A 14,383-nucleotide genomic window follows, 5' to 3' on the forward strand; every position below is an offset into this window, starting at 1 on the left:
TTTTTCTAATATACTTAATTAATCGACATCCATGTCATCAAATATTAAGTAAATTAATATTCTTAAATCCTTTAAATACTATTTTTAAACTCAAACCTTCTGAATAAACAGCTCACGATCAAAACGATACTGTGGGAAGAACACACCATCTTTGGCACGTTCACCAGCACCAATCACCATCACTGGATATTGCTGGTCATTCAGATCTAGAAGTTCACGAACCATTGGTTCATCGAAGCCTTCCATCATACAGCTATCAAAACCATAAGCACGTAAAGCCAGAACCAGATTTTCACATGCCAGTGCTGTGGTTTTACTTGCCCATAGCTTGGCATCGGCTGGACTAAATGCAGAAACTGGCATTTGTTTATCGAGTGTACGAGCTACTTTGAAAGCAACTTTCTTAAAGTTACCAAAGGCATTCAAATAACCGGTCTTGTAGTTGTAGGGAATGTACTTATAGTACTTTTTAATGGCTGGAGGCGCCTCAGGAAATGGAAACTCGCTGATATTCAGTTTTGCCATTTCATCTATACGGTCAGTACGTGCCACACAGACAATCAGCTCTGAAGCCGTTTTAGCAGCAAGCTGGCTCATACATGCTTTAACCAGACGTTTTTTCTTGGATGGGTTCTGCACCACATAAAAAGTCCACGGCTGCAGGTTTGAGGAGTTTGGCGCCAGCAAGGCTAAATCCAGACAGGCATCGAGGACCTCGGCAGGAATTGGCTTTTTGGTAAATTTACGTACAGAACGGCGGCTTTCGATGACCTTTCGGAAATTGTCTACATCAATATCCTGAGGAGCAGGTTCATAATAACGTTTCTTTTCAGGATTTGAACTATCGGTTGTTTGAGAAGTCGTTTGGTAGTTTTCATTATTCATAAGCTAGATTCTTTCAAAAAAATAAAAGATTGAGGCAGTCTAAACTGCCTCAATTAAAAGATAAGTTTCAGAATTAGTTGAATTGTGTGAAATCAGGTTTCCGTTTTTCCATAAAGGCCTGAACAGCTTCCGTCATTTCAGGTGAACCCACACGTTTCATAAATATCTCAGCTTCATCATCAATACACTCGATAGTTTCAGCCAGATTATGCTTCATCAGTGCTTTGGTTTGTTTAATAGAAGCCAGGGGTAAAGCAGCAAGAGTTTTTGCCTGTTTTTCAGCAGCAGCATAGACATCTTCTTCAATGCTATTTACCAGACCTGCACCCAATGCCTTTTCACTATTAAACCGTTGTGCAGTAAGTAACAGTTCAGCTGCTTTATGATAACCCGCTTGTTGTACCAGCAGCTTGCTTGAAGCACCTTCAGGCGACAGGCCAAGGCTAACAAACGGAATCTGGAACAGGGCAGTATTGTCACTATAAACCAGATCAGCATGCAGCAGAATCGTTACCCCGATCCCAATCGCAACGCCACGAACGGCAGCAATTAAAGGCTTGGAAAATTTTGCAGCGGACTTCAACAGCACAAAAGGAGGGGTATCGCCAGCCTTACCTTGTAGAGGCGTCTGAATAAACTTCATGAAGTCCTGCATGTCATTGCCGGCACTAAAGTCTGCATCCTGACCACGTAGAATCACGACACGCACACTACTATCCTGATCTGCTTCATCCAGTGCCTGTGCGATCCATAGATATAGTTCGCCGTAAAGCGCATTTTTTGCCTCAGGACGGTGAATGGCTAAGGTCAGTACGCCATTGTCTAAATTCGCATTTAAATGCTGATGCGGTTGTTGAATACAGCTCAGTGTCATCGTACTATCCTTGCTTTATTAATATGAATTTATTGGCGCTTATTATGTCGCAAAAAATTCCCTGTGGCATAACTGATGCGTTCATAAAAGTAAGATGTGCTATGAAGTATAAATTTGATTACCTAGTGTTTATTGGTCGTTTTCAACCTTTCCATCTGGCCCATATGCAAACGATTAAAATTGCCTTGCAGCAAAGCCAGCAGGTGATTCTGGCATTAGGCTCAGCACAGCAAGAACGCAATATTAAAAATCCATTTCTAGCCACTGAACGTGAAGAAATGATCCTGTTGAATTTTTCTGAAGCAGATCAGAAGCGCATTAAATTTGTCCATGTCATTGATGTCTATAATGATGAAAAATGGCAAAAACTGGTGAAATCGTTGGTGTCTGAAGTAGTTGAAGCAGAAGCAAAAGTTGGTCTAATTGGACACTTTAAAGATGAATCTTCTTATTATTTAAGTTTGTTCCCAGAGTGGGAAATGGTGGAACTCGATAGCTTGGTGGGTGCAATTTCAGCCACCCCGTTACGTGAAGCGTATTATCGTGGGGAAGTAGTGGAATCAGCTTTTCCTTTAGGCACCAGTGAATTTTTACATAAATTTAAAAATAATGAGATTTATCAACAATTGGTCAACAAGTTTGAACTAAATGATAAAACAAATCTGGGCTGAAACCGTTTTAAGGTAGTGAGTTCATTTGATTGTTAAGGATGAACACAATGAATCTATTGCTGAAACATATAGCTTATGCGGGCGCTCTATCTGCTATGTGTATATCGGCTGCGTATGCTAAAAGCTGGACATTGACGCCTCAAAGTAGTGTCGGCTTTAGCATTAACTCCTTGGGTTTGAATGTTGTAAAGGGAAATTTTCAAGAGTTCAAGGCAACCATGCAGTTTGATCTTGATCGGCCACAACAGTCATCTACTGAGTTCACTATGCAGGTCGATAGCCTAGAGGTTTTCAAACCTAGCCTTAAAAATATGATTATGGGTGAGGACCTGTTTCATGCATCTCGCTATAAAACAGTCAATTTCAAAAGTACGCAGTTTAAGCCAAATGGTACGAATCGTTATCAGGTCATGGGTCAACTCACTCTAAGAGGTGTTACTCGACCAGTGGTATTCGATACCACGCTGACACCGAACAAGGGTAATCCTAATTTACTCGATGTGAAATCCACCACGGTGATTAATCGTTCAGATTTTGGGATGAAGAAAGCCACTGCAGGCGTGGGTGAAAAAGTTAATATTCATTTAATGGGACAGTGGAAAACCCAATAATGTGATATTCAATTTCTGTGAATTCGGCAGGACACAATAGAACTGTTTAATGAAATGGATTATTCATACATTGTTCTGCCTGTTCCAGAATGACTTTGGTTAACTGTTTTAGAGCGGGAGACTGCTGTTTCCAGTGATGCCAATATAAAGGTACATCACAACTGCATTCAGGTAGTATCTCGATCAGTGTCCCATTTTGAATCCGGTCCGCAATTTGATAGTCCGGCACTAAACCGTATCCTAATCCTGAAAAAATAGCATCCGCAAAGGCGGTCGAGGAGGGGATATAGTGAAAAGGAAAACATTGCTGGTTTAAGCCAAATTGAGCCAACAGTAGATGGCTATGTAAATGATCCTGATCATTATAAATCACAGCGGGTGCCTTACGCAGTGATTCCCGGTGAATGCCTTGTTTAAACCAGGAATGCACAAAGGCAGGTGTTGCGACCATTCTATAATGCATCTGTCCAATAAAATGAGCCTTACAGCCCGGCATGGCTTCACTTTCACTGCTAATACAGGCATTGACTTGACCCTGCTCTAGAAGCTTATGAGTTTCACTTTGAACAGCAACCTGAAGATTCAAAGTAATTTTCTCTGCAAGCAGAGTGGTGTTCAGACAGGGAAATAACCAGGTCGCAAGAGAATCCGCATTTACCGCAATATGAATCGAGCTAAATTCTGCTTTATTTTGACCATTTAATTGCTGGATCAATTGCTGCTGTAACAGGCGTTGATGCTGCAAATAATTCAGTAAGGTTTGACCGGCATTGGTCACTTTACAAGGACGCTCACGTAGCACCAGAACTTGCCCCAAATCTCTTTCCAGATTCTGTACTCTTAAAGTGACTGCTGAAGCCGTAATATTTAATACTTTTGCGGCAGCATCAAAACTTTGGGTTTCTGCGACGGCTAAAAAAGCATCACAGTTTTTAGAATTAAGTGGCATAGTTTACCTAAATAAAATTTAGTCTGAATGATATTTTCCTAATTATATTTAATTGAAAAGAATAACATAGATAATGATCTCCATCTTTATAATTCCATGATATTCCAATGTTAAATGCATATATACAAGGTCTGGCGGTAGGCTTTAGCCTGATTATTGCCATTGGTGCGCAAAATGCTTTTGTATTGAAACAGGGCTTGAAACAGCAGTATGTCTTTGCGATCTGTATGTGTTGTGCCTTATCTGATGCGATATTGATTTTTGCTGGTGTTCTGGGATTTTCACAATTGATGCTGGTCAATCCGCACTGGATCAATATGGCGAAATATCTAGGCGCGACTTTTCTGGCGATCTATGGCGCTCAGCATTTTTATCAGGCCTGGAAGAATGAGCAGCGTCTGAACACAGATCAAAAAGATGTGCCTTCTTTATATAAAGTTTTGCTGATTTGTTTGATGCTGACCTGGCTCAATCCGCATGTCTATCTGGATGCTTTGGTCTTGATTGGTTCCATCTCCACCCAATATTCCAATGCACAGATACAATTTGCCTTAGGAGCGATTAGTGCGTCCTTTGTATTCTTTTTTGGACTGGGCTATGCAGCACGTTATTTGCAACCTATTTTTCAGCGACCACAAGCCTGGAAAATATTGGATATACTTATTGGCTGTGTAATGTGGTCGATTGCGGTTTCTTTAGTGAACTGAATTATTCTTTGCAGCAACTCTAAAGAAAAAGGCATGATATTTCTATGCATGCCTTTTTGATTCTATGAAACACCTTAAGCAGCCTGTAAAGCTTTCAAATCTTCTAAAACCTGTTCAGCATGGCCAGCAGCTTTCACCTTACGGTATTCTTTGACCAGTTTGCCATTATGGAAAATGAAGGTAGAGCGCTCAATGCCCATCACTTTCTTGCCATACATATTCTTTTCTTTAATGACATCAAAGTGTTTACATAACACTTCTTCTTCATCGCTGATCAGATTAATGATCAGATTCTGTTTTTCAGTAAAGTTCTGGTGCGCTTTAACCGAATCACGTGATACGCCCAGAATAGTCGTATTCAGTGCATCAAACTGATCTTTTAAACAAGAGAAACCGACTGCCTGAGTGGTACAGCCAGGTGTCGAATCTTTAGGATAAAAATAGATAATTAACCATTCTGCATCCAGTTGGGCCAGATTAATTTCACCTGTAGTGGTCGGAAAAGTGTGCTCAGGTAAGCTGATCTCAGACATGATCTCTCCAATTTTTCTAAATTTTTTCAAAAAAATAAGCCACATTATAGTGGCTTATTCTAGAAAAATATCCGTCAGGATTATTTCTTTTGAGCGGCTTTATTGGCTTCTGCAGCAAGTGAGTTTAATTTACCTGCGAGCTGTGGGCCTACACAAGACTGCACATTCTGGCTTTGTTTTTTAACAAAGTCTAAAGTAGCAGGGTTTTTCTTCTGGTTAATGGTGCTTTGAATCTGCCATTTCTGAGCTTGAGTCAATTTACCTTCTGCATCCACTTCACATGTACAAAGCTTATTCACATCAGACTGAGTCAGTTTTTTGTACTTCACTGCCTGTTTGTAGGGAATAGCGCAGGCTTTAATTAAACCGTCACGCACATTTGAACTGCTTCCAGCATTTTTCATGGCAGTTGTATATTCTTTTTTCATCGCCTCAAATTCTGCTTTTGCCTTAGCTTGATCATTATTTGCAAAAGATGCAGTTGAAAATAGGGCAGACAAAGAGAGTAGGCTAGTCGCAAGTAATTTGGCTTTAATATTCATAATATGGATTTATAACCTTGATCGATTTTAAAGGTAATAACGTGTCGGGTCTTCAACACCTGCATCAGCAAAACCTTGCTTGCGTAAACGACAACTGTCACATGTTCCACACGCACGTCCTTGGTCATCTGCTTGGTAGCAAGATACCGTTTGACTGTAGTCTACGCCATGTTCTAGGCCTAAGCGAATGATATTTGCTTTGGATAAATGTAACAAAGGTGTTTCAAATTTCAGGGTTTGACCTTCAACACCGACCTTGGTTGCAAGGCGTGCCATATTGGCAAAAGCTTCAATAAATTCCGGGCGGCAGTCTGGATAACCTGAATAATCCACCGCATTAATCCCGATCACAATTGCCTCTGCACCGAACACTTCTGCAGCGGCCAAAGCATAAGATAAGAAGATGGTATTTCGTGCAGGCACATAGGTTACAGGAATACCTTCCTGCAATTGATCCGGTACCTCAATGCTATGATCAGTAAGGGCTGAGCCGCCCAGGTTACCTAAATCAATATTGATGACACGATGTTCTACTCCCGAGCGTTGAGCCAGCGCACGAGCTGCATCAAGTTCTGTAGTGGAACGTTGGCCATACATAAAACTCAGTGCGATACATTCATAGCGTGCCTGCGCCCAAGCCAGACAGGTTGTTGAATCTAATCCGCCAGATAACAATACAATGGCACGAGGGCGCATAACAAATACTCCAATATAGTAAATTTACAAAAATTAACGACCAGTTTCATCATTCCATAACAACTTGTGCAGCTGCAGCTGGAAACGAACAGGGAGATGGTCTTCTAAAATCCATTGAGCCAGATCACGTGCCAATTGTGGCAAGCGCGCAGCTCCTTTTTCAACTGCAAATGCAGGGGAGAACCAGACCGTGCTGACTTTTTCATTTAACTGGTACTGTTCTACCTGCTGTTTTGACCATTCATAATCTTCACGATTACAGATTACAAACTTAATCTGGTCATGCTGAGTTAAATGATCCAGATTTGTAAGCAAATTTCGTGCAACTTCACCTGAAGTTGGTGTTTTTAAATCTAGAACTTTGGATACACGTGTATCCACTTTAGAAACATCTAACGCACCACTGGTTTCTAAAGAAACTTCACAGCCTAAATCTGCAAGTCGTTGCATCAGAGGTAGGGCGTTCGGTTGCGCTAATGGTTCACCACCGGTTACACAGACATAAGGCGTTTTAAAATCAAGCGTGGTCTGGATGATGTCATCTAAAGATTTGCGTTCACCACCTTCAAAAGAATACGTAGTATCACAATAGGTACAGCGCAGCGGACATCCGGTTAAGCGAATAAATACGGTCGGTAAACCTGCGGTATTGGCTTCACCTTGTAATGAATAGAAGATCTCCGTAATGCGTAAGCCCGCAGACGGATCAGAAACTGGAATTGCGGAAGATCGAAGCGTATTCATAACAACATTAACCACTGAAAAATAAATAACAATGTATAAAAATAAAAATCCCTACGATCATTGCTGACCGTAGAGACGAGGAGCGGTTGAAGCTCCGAGGAACACAAATGTTTCCTCTAAGTTAAGACATCTTAGTCTTCGCGTAGCAGATCGTTCAGGCTAGTTTTAGCACGAGTTTTCGCATCTACTTTTTTCACGATTACAGCTGCATATAAGCTGTATTTACCACATTTAGATGGCAGGCTGCCTGATACCACAACAGAACCAGCAGGTACGCGGCCATAATGGATTTCGCCAGTTTCACGGTCATAAATCTTGGTAGATTGACCAATGAATACGCCCATTGAAATGACAGAACCTTCTTCAACGATTACGCCTTCAACGATTTCAGAACGTGCACCGATGAAACAGTTGTCTTCAATAATTGTTGGGTTAGCTTGAAGCGGTTCAAGAACACCACCGATTCCTACACCACCTGACAAGTGAACATTTTTACCGATTTGAGCACATGAACCTACAGTTGCCCAAGTATCGACCATCGTACCATCATCTACATAAGCACCGATGTTCACATAAGAAGGCATCAGTACCACGTTTTTCGCCTGGAAAGAACCTTTACGCGCTACCGCCGGAGGAACAACACGTACGCCAGCAGCTTTAAACTGCTCATCAGTCCAGTCAGAGAATTTAGTATCTACTTTGTCGTAGAAGCGAAGATCACAAGCTTCCATTGGTTTGTTATCGTTTAATTTAAATGATAACAATACCGCTTTCTTAATCCATTGATGAACAACCCATTCACCTTCGATTTTTTCAGCAACACGTAAAGTACCATTGTCCAGGCCAGCAATTACTTCCTCAACTGCTTGACGGATTTCAGCAGGGCAATCTGCTGCTGTGAAATTCGCACGGTCTTCAAACGCTTGTTCAATGATTGTTGAAAGCTGAGACATGATCTTCCTTCCAGAAAAAAATTTCCGATATTTTACACTATATTGCTCTAAAAAGATGGAAAACTAAGAAGGGTGCTGAATTAAATTCGCAAGTAAAGTGATTAGTATCATTTTCGTATTTTAGATATGTACAAACATTGTTTAAAAAAGGCTTATCATTCAACAAGAAAAATTAATATGTATCAAAAAATAACAAAAGCCCAGCAAAACACGAATAAAAAATATTCATTGGCTCCTTTATATTGAGCTCATCACGAATAACTAATGATGAAAAAAAAGTTCTTTTGAGGAGAGAAATAATGAAAGCTTTATATCAACTTTTAGCAGTATCCGTTCTAGCTGCCACAGCTGGATCTGTCATGGCTGCTGATGAGACAATCGTAACAGATGAAGGCGTAGCTGAATTCTCTTTCTTTAAACCTGCAGCTGTTCGTGCTGAAGTCGGTACTACCGGTTACGGTGGCGCGATCTCTTGGAATGCTAACCCTTATGTAGGTGTTACTCTAGGTTATAATGGTGGTGATATTTCTTGGACTGATGATTTATCAATCAATGGTACAAAATATGACCTAGATATGGATAATAACCTGACTTACTTGAATGCTGAGATTCGTCCTTGGGCGAACTGGTTCTATATGGCTGCCGGTGTAGCATATATTGATAATGATTACGATCTATCTCGCCGTATTGGTAGTGGTGAAACTTTAAGCATTGATAACAATGACTATCAACTTGCTGCTGGTGCTACAGAAGGTCGTGTAAATGGTAAGTTATCTTACAAAAATAATATTGCTCCGTATGTAGGTCTTGGTTTCTCTCCAGCAATTACTAACCGTTGGGGTGTATTTGGTGAAATCGGCGCATACTACAATGGTAACCCAACTGTGGATTTAACTGCTACAGGTCTTGCACCAGTAGAAGGTTCTCCTAGCGTAGGTACAGCGATTGAAAATGAAGAGCGTAAAATTCGCGAAGATAATAAATATGAATGGTTCCCAGTGGCAAAACTGGGTGTAAGCTTCCGCTTCTAAGCTGTAGCTGCTAAGCCTAATAAAAAAACGAGCTTCGGCTCGTTTTTTTATTTATTAAAAGCTATTGAAAATGATAGCCCAACTTCATACCTAGGATCCAGGCACTGTTATCAGAAACTGCGGATAAACCTGCGATCTGCGGCGTAATAGGTTCGGATAAGGAAATTTCAGGTTTTTGAAACTTTAAATAATATAGTCCTGTAGCAATATCCCAGGTTTCTTGAATCTTATAAAGATGACCTAGTCCGATGCCCCAATAGCCATCACTCGGATTCAGGGTTGAAGCCGGATTTCCTGTACCAGAATCCCATAAGAGTTCGATAGAATTTATGCCAAAAGATGGCCATTGATGAGCAAGTCCGATTTTTCCAGACCATTGATCCTCACGATAATCAATCATCCTGAATGGTTTTACTTCCGGAAACTGTAAGGCCGCATAGTCAATTACAGCGCCAAATTTAGGCGGCTGGATCACGAAATTTTGCCAGTTTGACCAACGCAGCGTGCCATAGAGCGCATTTCGATCAGTTAAAGCTGTCTGAAAATCCAAGTTCACAGACTGTGGAGTTTGAATTTCTGTATAAGGTGCTGGATTCGTACCTACAATAATCGACTCAGTGGTTTTATTGTGATGAGTAATTGCAGAGCGATAGGTCAGTGCGGTTCTAAAAAAATATTCTGGAATCTGATAACTGATTCCAGCAAGCCAGCCCCGAGCGGCATCTCGTTCAAATGTGGCCCGATAACCATTGAATATATAAAATGTCTGTCCGGATAAATATAAATTTCCTTCTAAGCTTTGATAACTTAGCCCTGTATAAAAATTCCAGTTATCGTTTGGTTGAAAGCCAATTAATGAGGTCAAATTATGGCTCTCAAACTGAATGGTAGCAGCCTCAATTGGAAGTGTTGCACCTGCAAAAACAGGATCATAATGATAAGCGATATCTATAGAATAAGGCTGATCGTAAATCAGTCCCCACGACACTTGAGGATTCAACTGGAATTTTAATGCGACATTAGAGATCAATTGGTTATGGACAAGATTTCCTGTTGAAAAATCCGTGATGCCTAATTGTTGCAGCTCTTCGGTATGTTGTACCTGACCGCTGATATCAGGGCGAACCCAAGCCAGTGAAACTTCAGCATAATTATTTTTTTCAAAAAACGATTGGATGCTTTGGTTAGATTGTTCAAACGCTGCTGCATAACCTGACCCGGAGAAAAACAAGCCCACGGAGAAAAGAGCAAATTTATTATTGATCATCTTGGTATAATTCAATTTATTATGCACGTGATTATGCTTGATATTTATATTCTTTATCCACTCAAAAAATAAAAAAGAGGCAATACGCCTCTTCAATTTAGAAAGTACAACCCATATTATTCATCTGGATAAGCGACTTTTTTCAGTGCCTTGATATCTGCATCTGGTGAGCATAAAGAAATAAACTCATAACCATAACCACGTAATAAGTGACCTTTACGTACTGCAATCCAGGTAGTATTTACCCCAAAAATATCGGTTTTAATCTGTTTCAGGCGATAGTCACGTTCTGGATCATAAGCCAGATCATTGACAATGCCGACACCCATGTTGAGCTCTACATAAGTTTTAATCACATCGGCATCCAGAGCTGACATTACAATATCCACATCCACACCGGCTTCTTCAAAGGCTGAGTCGATTTTAGAACGGCCTGTAAAACCACCGTGATAAGTAATAATCGGATAGCCAGCGAGGTCTTCAATACGAACCTGTTCTTTGCTATTCAGCGGGTGATTTTGCGGCGTAATAATACTGTGCTGCCAGTTATAATAAGGCACACTCGCCAGATTTTCTTCAGTCGTCAAGGCTTCAGTCGCAATCCCGATATCTGCTTCACCCTGAAGAAGCATTTCGGTGATTTCCATTGGACTGGCTTGTTGCAAAATCAGATGAACTTTCGGAAATTCTTTTTTAAATTGGTTCACGATTGGCGGTAATACATAACGTGCCTGGGTATGTGTCGTTGCAATCGTTAATGTACCTTCATCGACCTTGTTAAAGTCATCTGCAAGACGTTTGATATTGTCTGCATCAACCAGCATACGCTCTACAATGCCGAGAAGTGCCTGACCTGGTTCAGTCAGTCCTAAAAGGCGTTTACCTTTACGGATAAATAGCTGTACACCAAGCTCATCTTCTAAATCTTTAATATGCTTACTGACACCTGACTGCGAAGTATAAAGCGCGGCTGAAGCTTCAGTTAAGTTAAAATTCTGTCTAACAGTTTCTCGAATAATTCTTAATTGTTGGAAATTCATAATTCTTTACCCTATAAGAGGATGGGGCATTTAAAAGCCCCATCTTGCAGTCTTACGCGACCTGGTTTTCAAATAAATGCAGATTTAATGCACTCAACCAAACAGTTTGATCCGGACGGAATTGATGAGCGCGAGCTTCTTCTGGTGTCAGTGAAATTTCAATCAGATTACCTTGGCGGTCATTCAGTTCCGCAACAACTTTTCCTGCAATCCAGAGTTCACGAATAAACGTGGCCTGAATCGTATTCTCTTGTGGTTGTGCATGAATACGCAGTTCATCCGGGCGAGCGAATACAATGACATTACCCTGAGCTGCCTGTTTGGCGGCATCGAACTGGATACGGTCTTCACCTAGCTGAAGTATGCCGCCATTATTCTGGCCTTCGAAACGGTTAGCTTGTCCCAGGAAGTCAAACACGAATGGTGTTTTCGGTGTTTCATACACTTCACGTGGTGAACCGATCTGTTCCACATTGCCTTTATTCATCACTACGATCTGATCAGCAACTTCTAAGGCTTCTTCCTGGTCGTGAGTGACAAAAATTGAAGTAATGTGCAGTTCATCATGCAGGGTACGTAACCAGCGGCGCAGTTCTTTACGGACTTTGGCATCTAGTGCGCCGAACGGCTCATCCAGTAACAGTACACGTGGCTCAACGGCTAGTGCACGCGCAAGTGCAATACGTTGACGCTGACCACCAGAAAGCTGAGCCGGATAACGGTCTGCCAGGAAGCCAAGTTGTACCAGATCAAGCAAACGGGTCACACGTTTTTTAATTTCTGCTTCTGATGGACGGGTTGAACGTGGGCGTACACGTAGACCAAAAGCCACGTTATCGAATACGGTCATATGACGGAACAGGGCATAGTGCTGGAATACAAAACCCACTTCACGTTCACGTACGTGGACATTGGTTGCATCCTGGCCTTCCAGAATCACCTGACCACCGTCAGCAGATTCAAGACCTGCAATAATACGCAGTAGAGTCGTTTTACCGCAGCCTGAAGGGCCGAGCAGGGCAACCAGCTGACCATCTGGGAAATCCAGAGAAATGTTTTTAAGTGCATGGAATGCACCAAAGTGTTTTTCAATATTTTTAACTTGAATACTCATGTGGGCATTCCTTAAGAAACTGTTGAATCGTCATTACGTTTGTCTTGTTTTTCCTGGCGCAGTTCGACCCAGGTTTTCAGAACCAGAGTCACAATTGCGAGGAGAGCCAGGAGCGATGACACGGCAAACGCAGCACTAAAGGTATATTCGTTATATAGAATTTCGACGTGTAGCGGCAAAGTATTGGTTTCACCACGGATATGGCCAGAAACCACTGATACTGCACCGAACTCACCCATGGCGCGGGCATTACACAGAATTACGCCGTAAATCAGACCCCATTTGATATTTGGCAGGGTCACTTTCCAGAAGGTTTGCCAGCCAGATGCACCTAGTACAATCGCAGCTTCTTCTTCTTCAGTACCTTGCGCTTCCATTAAAGGGATCAGCTCACGTGCTACAAAAGGTACGGTAATGAAGATCGTTGCCAGAACAATCGCAGGAACAGCGTAAAGGATCTTGATGTCATTATCCATCAACCAGCCACCCATCCAGCCTTGAGTACCGAAAATCAGTACCAGCATCAAACCTGCAATAACAGGTGATACCGAGAAAGGCATATCGATAATGGTGGTCAAAATTGATTTACCCGGGAAGTTAAACTTCGCCACTGACCAGGCTGCAGCTACGCCGAATACTACATTCATCGGTACCGCGATCACAGCCGTTAGCAAGGTCAGTTTGACCGCAGATAAAGTATCTGGATGAACGAGGGCTTGCGTATATACGCCAACGCCTTGTTTAAACGCTTCAACAAAGACCAGAACCAAAGGCAGAATCAGGCAGCTTAAAAAGAAGATCAGTGCAATCGCAATCAGGGTATAACGTACCCAGGTCGGCTCACGAGTCGCATCGCGGGATTGCAATTTTTCAGCCAGCGCATTGCTGTTGGTATTTAAACTCATCGTGCAGTTCTCCCGGTACGACGGCTCGCCCAAGCTTGCAATAAGTTAATCAGGAAAAGCATCACAAAGGAAATGAGCAGCATCACTACAGCAATTGTGGTCGCACCTGCATAGTCATATTCTTCCAGACGGGAAATAATCATTAATGGCGCAATTTCAGTTTCAAAGGGCTGGTTACCGGCAATGAAAATCACTGAGCCATATTCACCGACACCACGTGCAAAGGCCAAAGCAAAACCTGTGATCAGTGCTGGCAGCAGAATTGGAAAAATGACTTTGGTGACAATCTGAAAACGGTTCGCACCGAGTGCAGAAGCCGCTTCTTCCAGTTCAGTTTCTAAATCAGAAAGAACTGGCTGTACCGTACGGACCACAAAAGGAATACCGATAAAGATCAAAGCCAGGGTAATACCGATCGGAGTATAAGCCACCTTGATGCCAATTGGATCTAAATACTGACCAATCCAGCCCGTCGGTGCATATAAAGAAGTCAGAGCAATACCGGCAACTGCAGTTGGTAGGGCAAAAGGCAGATCGACCAGTGCATCGACAATACGTTTACCCGGAAAGCTATAACGCACCAGACACCATGCCAGTAACAGGCCAAAAACTACATTAATCAAAGCAGCGATAATGGCTGAACTAAAGCTTAGCTGTAATGATTTCAAGATACGTTCAGAGCTCAGGATTTCCCATAAACCTTCCCAGCCAATGCCGAGTGATTTAATAAAAACGGCAGATAACGGGATCAGAACGATTAATGACAAATACGCTAGGGTAAAGCCTAGAGAAAGACCAAATCCTGGCAGCACTCGGGATCGCTGCGACATGATTACTCCTCAAAAGAGAGAATGCTGGTTA

17 protein-coding genes are annotated in these 14,383 nt (G+C 41.9%); 4 read left to right on the plus strand and 13 right to left on the minus strand.

All coding sequences use genetic code 11. The annotated features are described in order from the left end of the window. Nucleotides 1-90: 90 nt before the first annotated feature. Nucleotides 91-885: a nitroreductase family protein gene (locus RJ01_RS11600; protein WP_034171199.1), complete on the minus strand. Its 795-nt coding sequence runs from the start codon at nt 883-885 to the stop codon at nt 91-93. A 73-nt stretch (nt 886-958) separates the two neighbouring features. Beyond that, nucleotides 959-1,759, minus strand: coding sequence for an enoyl-CoA hydratase (locus RJ01_RS11605; RefSeq protein ID WP_034171200.1), 801 nt, complete (start codon nt 1,757-1,759; stop codon nt 959-961). A 101-nt stretch (nt 1,760-1,860) separates the two neighbouring features. Between RJ01_RS11605 and RJ01_RS11610 the strand changes: the two genes are divergently transcribed. Both RJ01_RS11610 and RJ01_RS11615 read left to right on the plus strand, forming a co-directional pair. After that, entirely contained in the window at nt 1,861-2,430 is a 570-nt protein-coding gene (locus RJ01_RS11610; protein ID WP_034171201.1) for a nicotinate-nicotinamide nucleotide adenylyltransferase, read from the plus strand. 47 nt (nt 2,431-2,477) lie between these two features. Further along, the gene (locus tag RJ01_RS11615) at nt 2,478-3,041 is read left to right on the plus strand and encodes a YceI family protein (protein WP_034171202.1); all 564 of its coding nucleotides are present in this window, start codon (nt 2,478-2,480) and stop codon (nt 3,039-3,041) included. 46 nt (nt 3,042-3,087) lie between these two features. Here RJ01_RS11615 and RJ01_RS11620 read toward each other — a convergent pair whose 3' ends face one another. After that, entirely contained in the window at nt 3,088-3,990 is a 903-nt protein-coding gene (locus RJ01_RS11620) for a LysR family transcriptional regulator ArgP (protein ID WP_034171203.1), read from the minus strand. 107 nt (nt 3,991-4,097) lie between these two features. On the opposite strand from RJ01_RS11620, the gene RJ01_RS11625 reads away from it, so the two are divergent. Continuing rightward, nucleotides 4,098-4,697 (plus strand): LysE/ArgO family amino acid transporter, encoded by a 600-nt coding sequence (locus RJ01_RS11625; RefSeq protein ID WP_034171204.1) that lies wholly within the window; start codon nt 4,098-4,100, stop codon nt 4,695-4,697. A 74-nt stretch (nt 4,698-4,771) separates the two neighbouring features. Here the strand turns inward: RJ01_RS11625 and RJ01_RS11630 are convergent, their stop codons facing one another. The 5 genes from RJ01_RS11630 to dapD form a co-directional block, all read right to left on the minus strand. Then, the gene (locus tag RJ01_RS11630) at nt 4,772-5,230 is read right to left on the minus strand and encodes a peroxiredoxin (RefSeq protein ID WP_034171205.1); all 459 of its coding nucleotides are present in this window, start codon (nt 5,228-5,230) and stop codon (nt 4,772-4,774) included. A gap of 80 nt (nt 5,231-5,310) precedes the next feature. After that, entirely contained in the window at nt 5,311-5,772 is a 462-nt protein-coding gene (locus RJ01_RS11635; protein ID WP_034171206.1) for a hypothetical protein, read from the minus strand. Between the two features lie 27 nt (nt 5,773-5,799). Continuing rightward, nucleotides 5,800-6,468 carry a 7-cyano-7-deazaguanine synthase QueC gene (queC, locus tag RJ01_RS11640; RefSeq protein WP_034171207.1) on the minus strand — a complete coding sequence of 223 codons (669 nt, stop codon included), beginning with the start codon at nt 6,466-6,468 and terminating at the stop codon, nt 5,800-5,802. Nucleotides 6,469-6,501: 33 nt separating this feature from the next. Further along, nucleotides 6,502-7,212: a 7-carboxy-7-deazaguanine synthase QueE gene (gene queE / locus RJ01_RS11645; RefSeq protein ID WP_034171208.1), complete on the minus strand. Its 711-nt coding sequence runs from the start codon at nt 7,210-7,212 to the stop codon at nt 6,502-6,504. 131 nt (nt 7,213-7,343) lie between these two features. Next, complete coding sequence (gene dapD / locus RJ01_RS11650) at nt 7,344-8,165, minus strand: 2,3,4,5-tetrahydropyridine-2,6-dicarboxylate N-succinyltransferase (RefSeq protein WP_034171209.1); 822 nt, start codon at nt 8,163-8,165, stop codon at nt 7,344-7,346. A gap of 299 nt (nt 8,166-8,464) precedes the next feature. On the opposite strand from dapD, the gene carO reads away from it, so the two are divergent. Then, complete coding sequence (gene carO / locus RJ01_RS11655; RefSeq protein WP_034171210.1) at nt 8,465-9,196, plus strand: ornithine uptake porin CarO type 6; 732 nt, start codon at nt 8,465-8,467, stop codon at nt 9,194-9,196. A gap of 61 nt (nt 9,197-9,257) precedes the next feature. Here the strand turns inward: carO and RJ01_RS11660 are convergent, their stop codons facing one another. The 5 genes from RJ01_RS11660 to cysT all read right to left on the minus strand — a co-directional run bounded on the left by RJ01_RS11660 (nt 9,258) and on the right by cysT (nt 14,352). Next, the gene (locus tag RJ01_RS11660) at nt 9,258-10,490 is read right to left on the minus strand and encodes an OmpP1/FadL family transporter (RefSeq protein WP_171248472.1); all 1,233 of its coding nucleotides are present in this window, start codon (nt 10,488-10,490) and stop codon (nt 9,258-9,260) included. Between the two features lie 89 nt (nt 10,491-10,579). Next, a complete protein-coding gene (locus RJ01_RS11665; protein WP_004784546.1) occupies nt 10,580-11,503 on the minus strand; it encodes a CysB family HTH-type transcriptional regulator in 924 nt (307 codons plus the stop codon). Nucleotides 11,504-11,555: 52 nt separating this feature from the next. Beyond that, complete coding sequence (locus tag RJ01_RS11670) at nt 11,556-12,617, minus strand: sulfate/molybdate ABC transporter ATP-binding protein (RefSeq protein WP_034171211.1); 1,062 nt, start codon at nt 12,615-12,617, stop codon at nt 11,556-11,558. An 11-nt stretch (nt 12,618-12,628) separates the two neighbouring features. Further along, nucleotides 12,629-13,522, minus strand: a complete 894-nt coding sequence (gene cysW / locus RJ01_RS11675; RefSeq protein WP_034171212.1) for a sulfate ABC transporter permease subunit CysW — start codon at nt 13,520-13,522, stop codon at nt 12,629-12,631. Further along, nucleotides 13,519-14,352, minus strand: coding sequence for a sulfate ABC transporter permease subunit CysT (cysT, locus tag RJ01_RS11680; RefSeq protein WP_004784537.1), 834 nt, complete (start codon nt 14,350-14,352; stop codon nt 13,519-13,521). The genes cysW and cysT overlap by 4 nt, the downstream gene beginning before the upstream one ends. Nucleotides 14,353-14,383: the final 31 nt, after the last annotated feature.

The sequence above is a fragment of the Acinetobacter sp. YZS-X1-1 genome (assembly GCF_000804305.1).
Classification (GTDB): domain Bacteria; phylum Pseudomonadota; class Gammaproteobacteria; order Pseudomonadales; family Moraxellaceae; genus Acinetobacter; species Acinetobacter variabilis.

Excerpts from the sequence above, each read along its gene's own strand:
- RJ01_RS11600 (WP_034171199.1), bottom strand. The coding sequence starts at position 885 with ATGAATAATGAAAACTACCAAACGACTTCTCAAACAACCGATAGTTCA.
- RJ01_RS11605 (WP_034171200.1), bottom strand. The coding sequence starts at position 1,759 with ATGACACTGAGCTGTATTCAACAACCGCATCAGCATTTAAATGCGAAT.
- RJ01_RS11610 (WP_034171201.1), top strand. The coding sequence starts at position 1,861 with ATGAAGTATAAATTTGATTACCTAGTGTTTATTGGTCGTTTTCAACCT.
- RJ01_RS11615 (WP_034171202.1), top strand. The coding sequence starts at position 2,478 with ATGAATCTATTGCTGAAACATATAGCTTATGCGGGCGCTCTATCTGCT.
- RJ01_RS11620 (WP_034171203.1), bottom strand. The coding sequence starts at position 3,990 with ATGCCACTTAATTCTAAAAACTGTGATGCTTTTTTAGCCGTCGCAGAA.
- RJ01_RS11625 (WP_034171204.1), top strand. The coding sequence starts at position 4,098 with ATGTTAAATGCATATATACAAGGTCTGGCGGTAGGCTTTAGCCTGATT.
- RJ01_RS11630 (WP_034171205.1), bottom strand. The coding sequence starts at position 5,230 with ATGTCTGAGATCAGCTTACCTGAGCACACTTTTCCGACCACTACAGGT.
- RJ01_RS11635 (WP_034171206.1), bottom strand. The coding sequence starts at position 5,772 with ATGAATATTAAAGCCAAATTACTTGCGACTAGCCTACTCTCTTTGTCT.
- queC (WP_034171207.1), bottom strand. The coding sequence starts at position 6,468 with ATGCGCCCTCGTGCCATTGTATTGTTATCTGGCGGATTAGATTCAACA.
- queE (WP_034171208.1), bottom strand. The coding sequence starts at position 7,212 with ATGAATACGCTTCGATCTTCCGCAATTCCAGTTTCTGATCCGTCTGCG.
- dapD (WP_034171209.1), bottom strand. The coding sequence starts at position 8,165 with ATGTCTCAGCTTTCAACAATCATTGAACAAGCGTTTGAAGACCGTGCG.
- carO (WP_034171210.1), top strand. The coding sequence starts at position 8,465 with ATGAAAGCTTTATATCAACTTTTAGCAGTATCCGTTCTAGCTGCCACA.
- RJ01_RS11665 (WP_004784546.1), bottom strand. The coding sequence starts at position 11,503 with ATGAATTTCCAACAATTAAGAATTATTCGAGAAACTGTTAGACAGAAT.
- RJ01_RS11670 (WP_034171211.1), bottom strand. The coding sequence starts at position 12,617 with ATGAGTATTCAAGTTAAAAATATTGAAAAACACTTTGGTGCATTCCAT.
- cysW (WP_034171212.1), bottom strand. The coding sequence starts at position 13,522 with ATGAGTTTAAATACCAACAGCAATGCGCTGGCTGAAAAATTGCAATCC.
- cysT (WP_004784537.1), bottom strand. The coding sequence starts at position 14,352 with ATGTCGCAGCGATCCCGAGTGCTGCCAGGATTTGGTCTTTCTCTAGGC.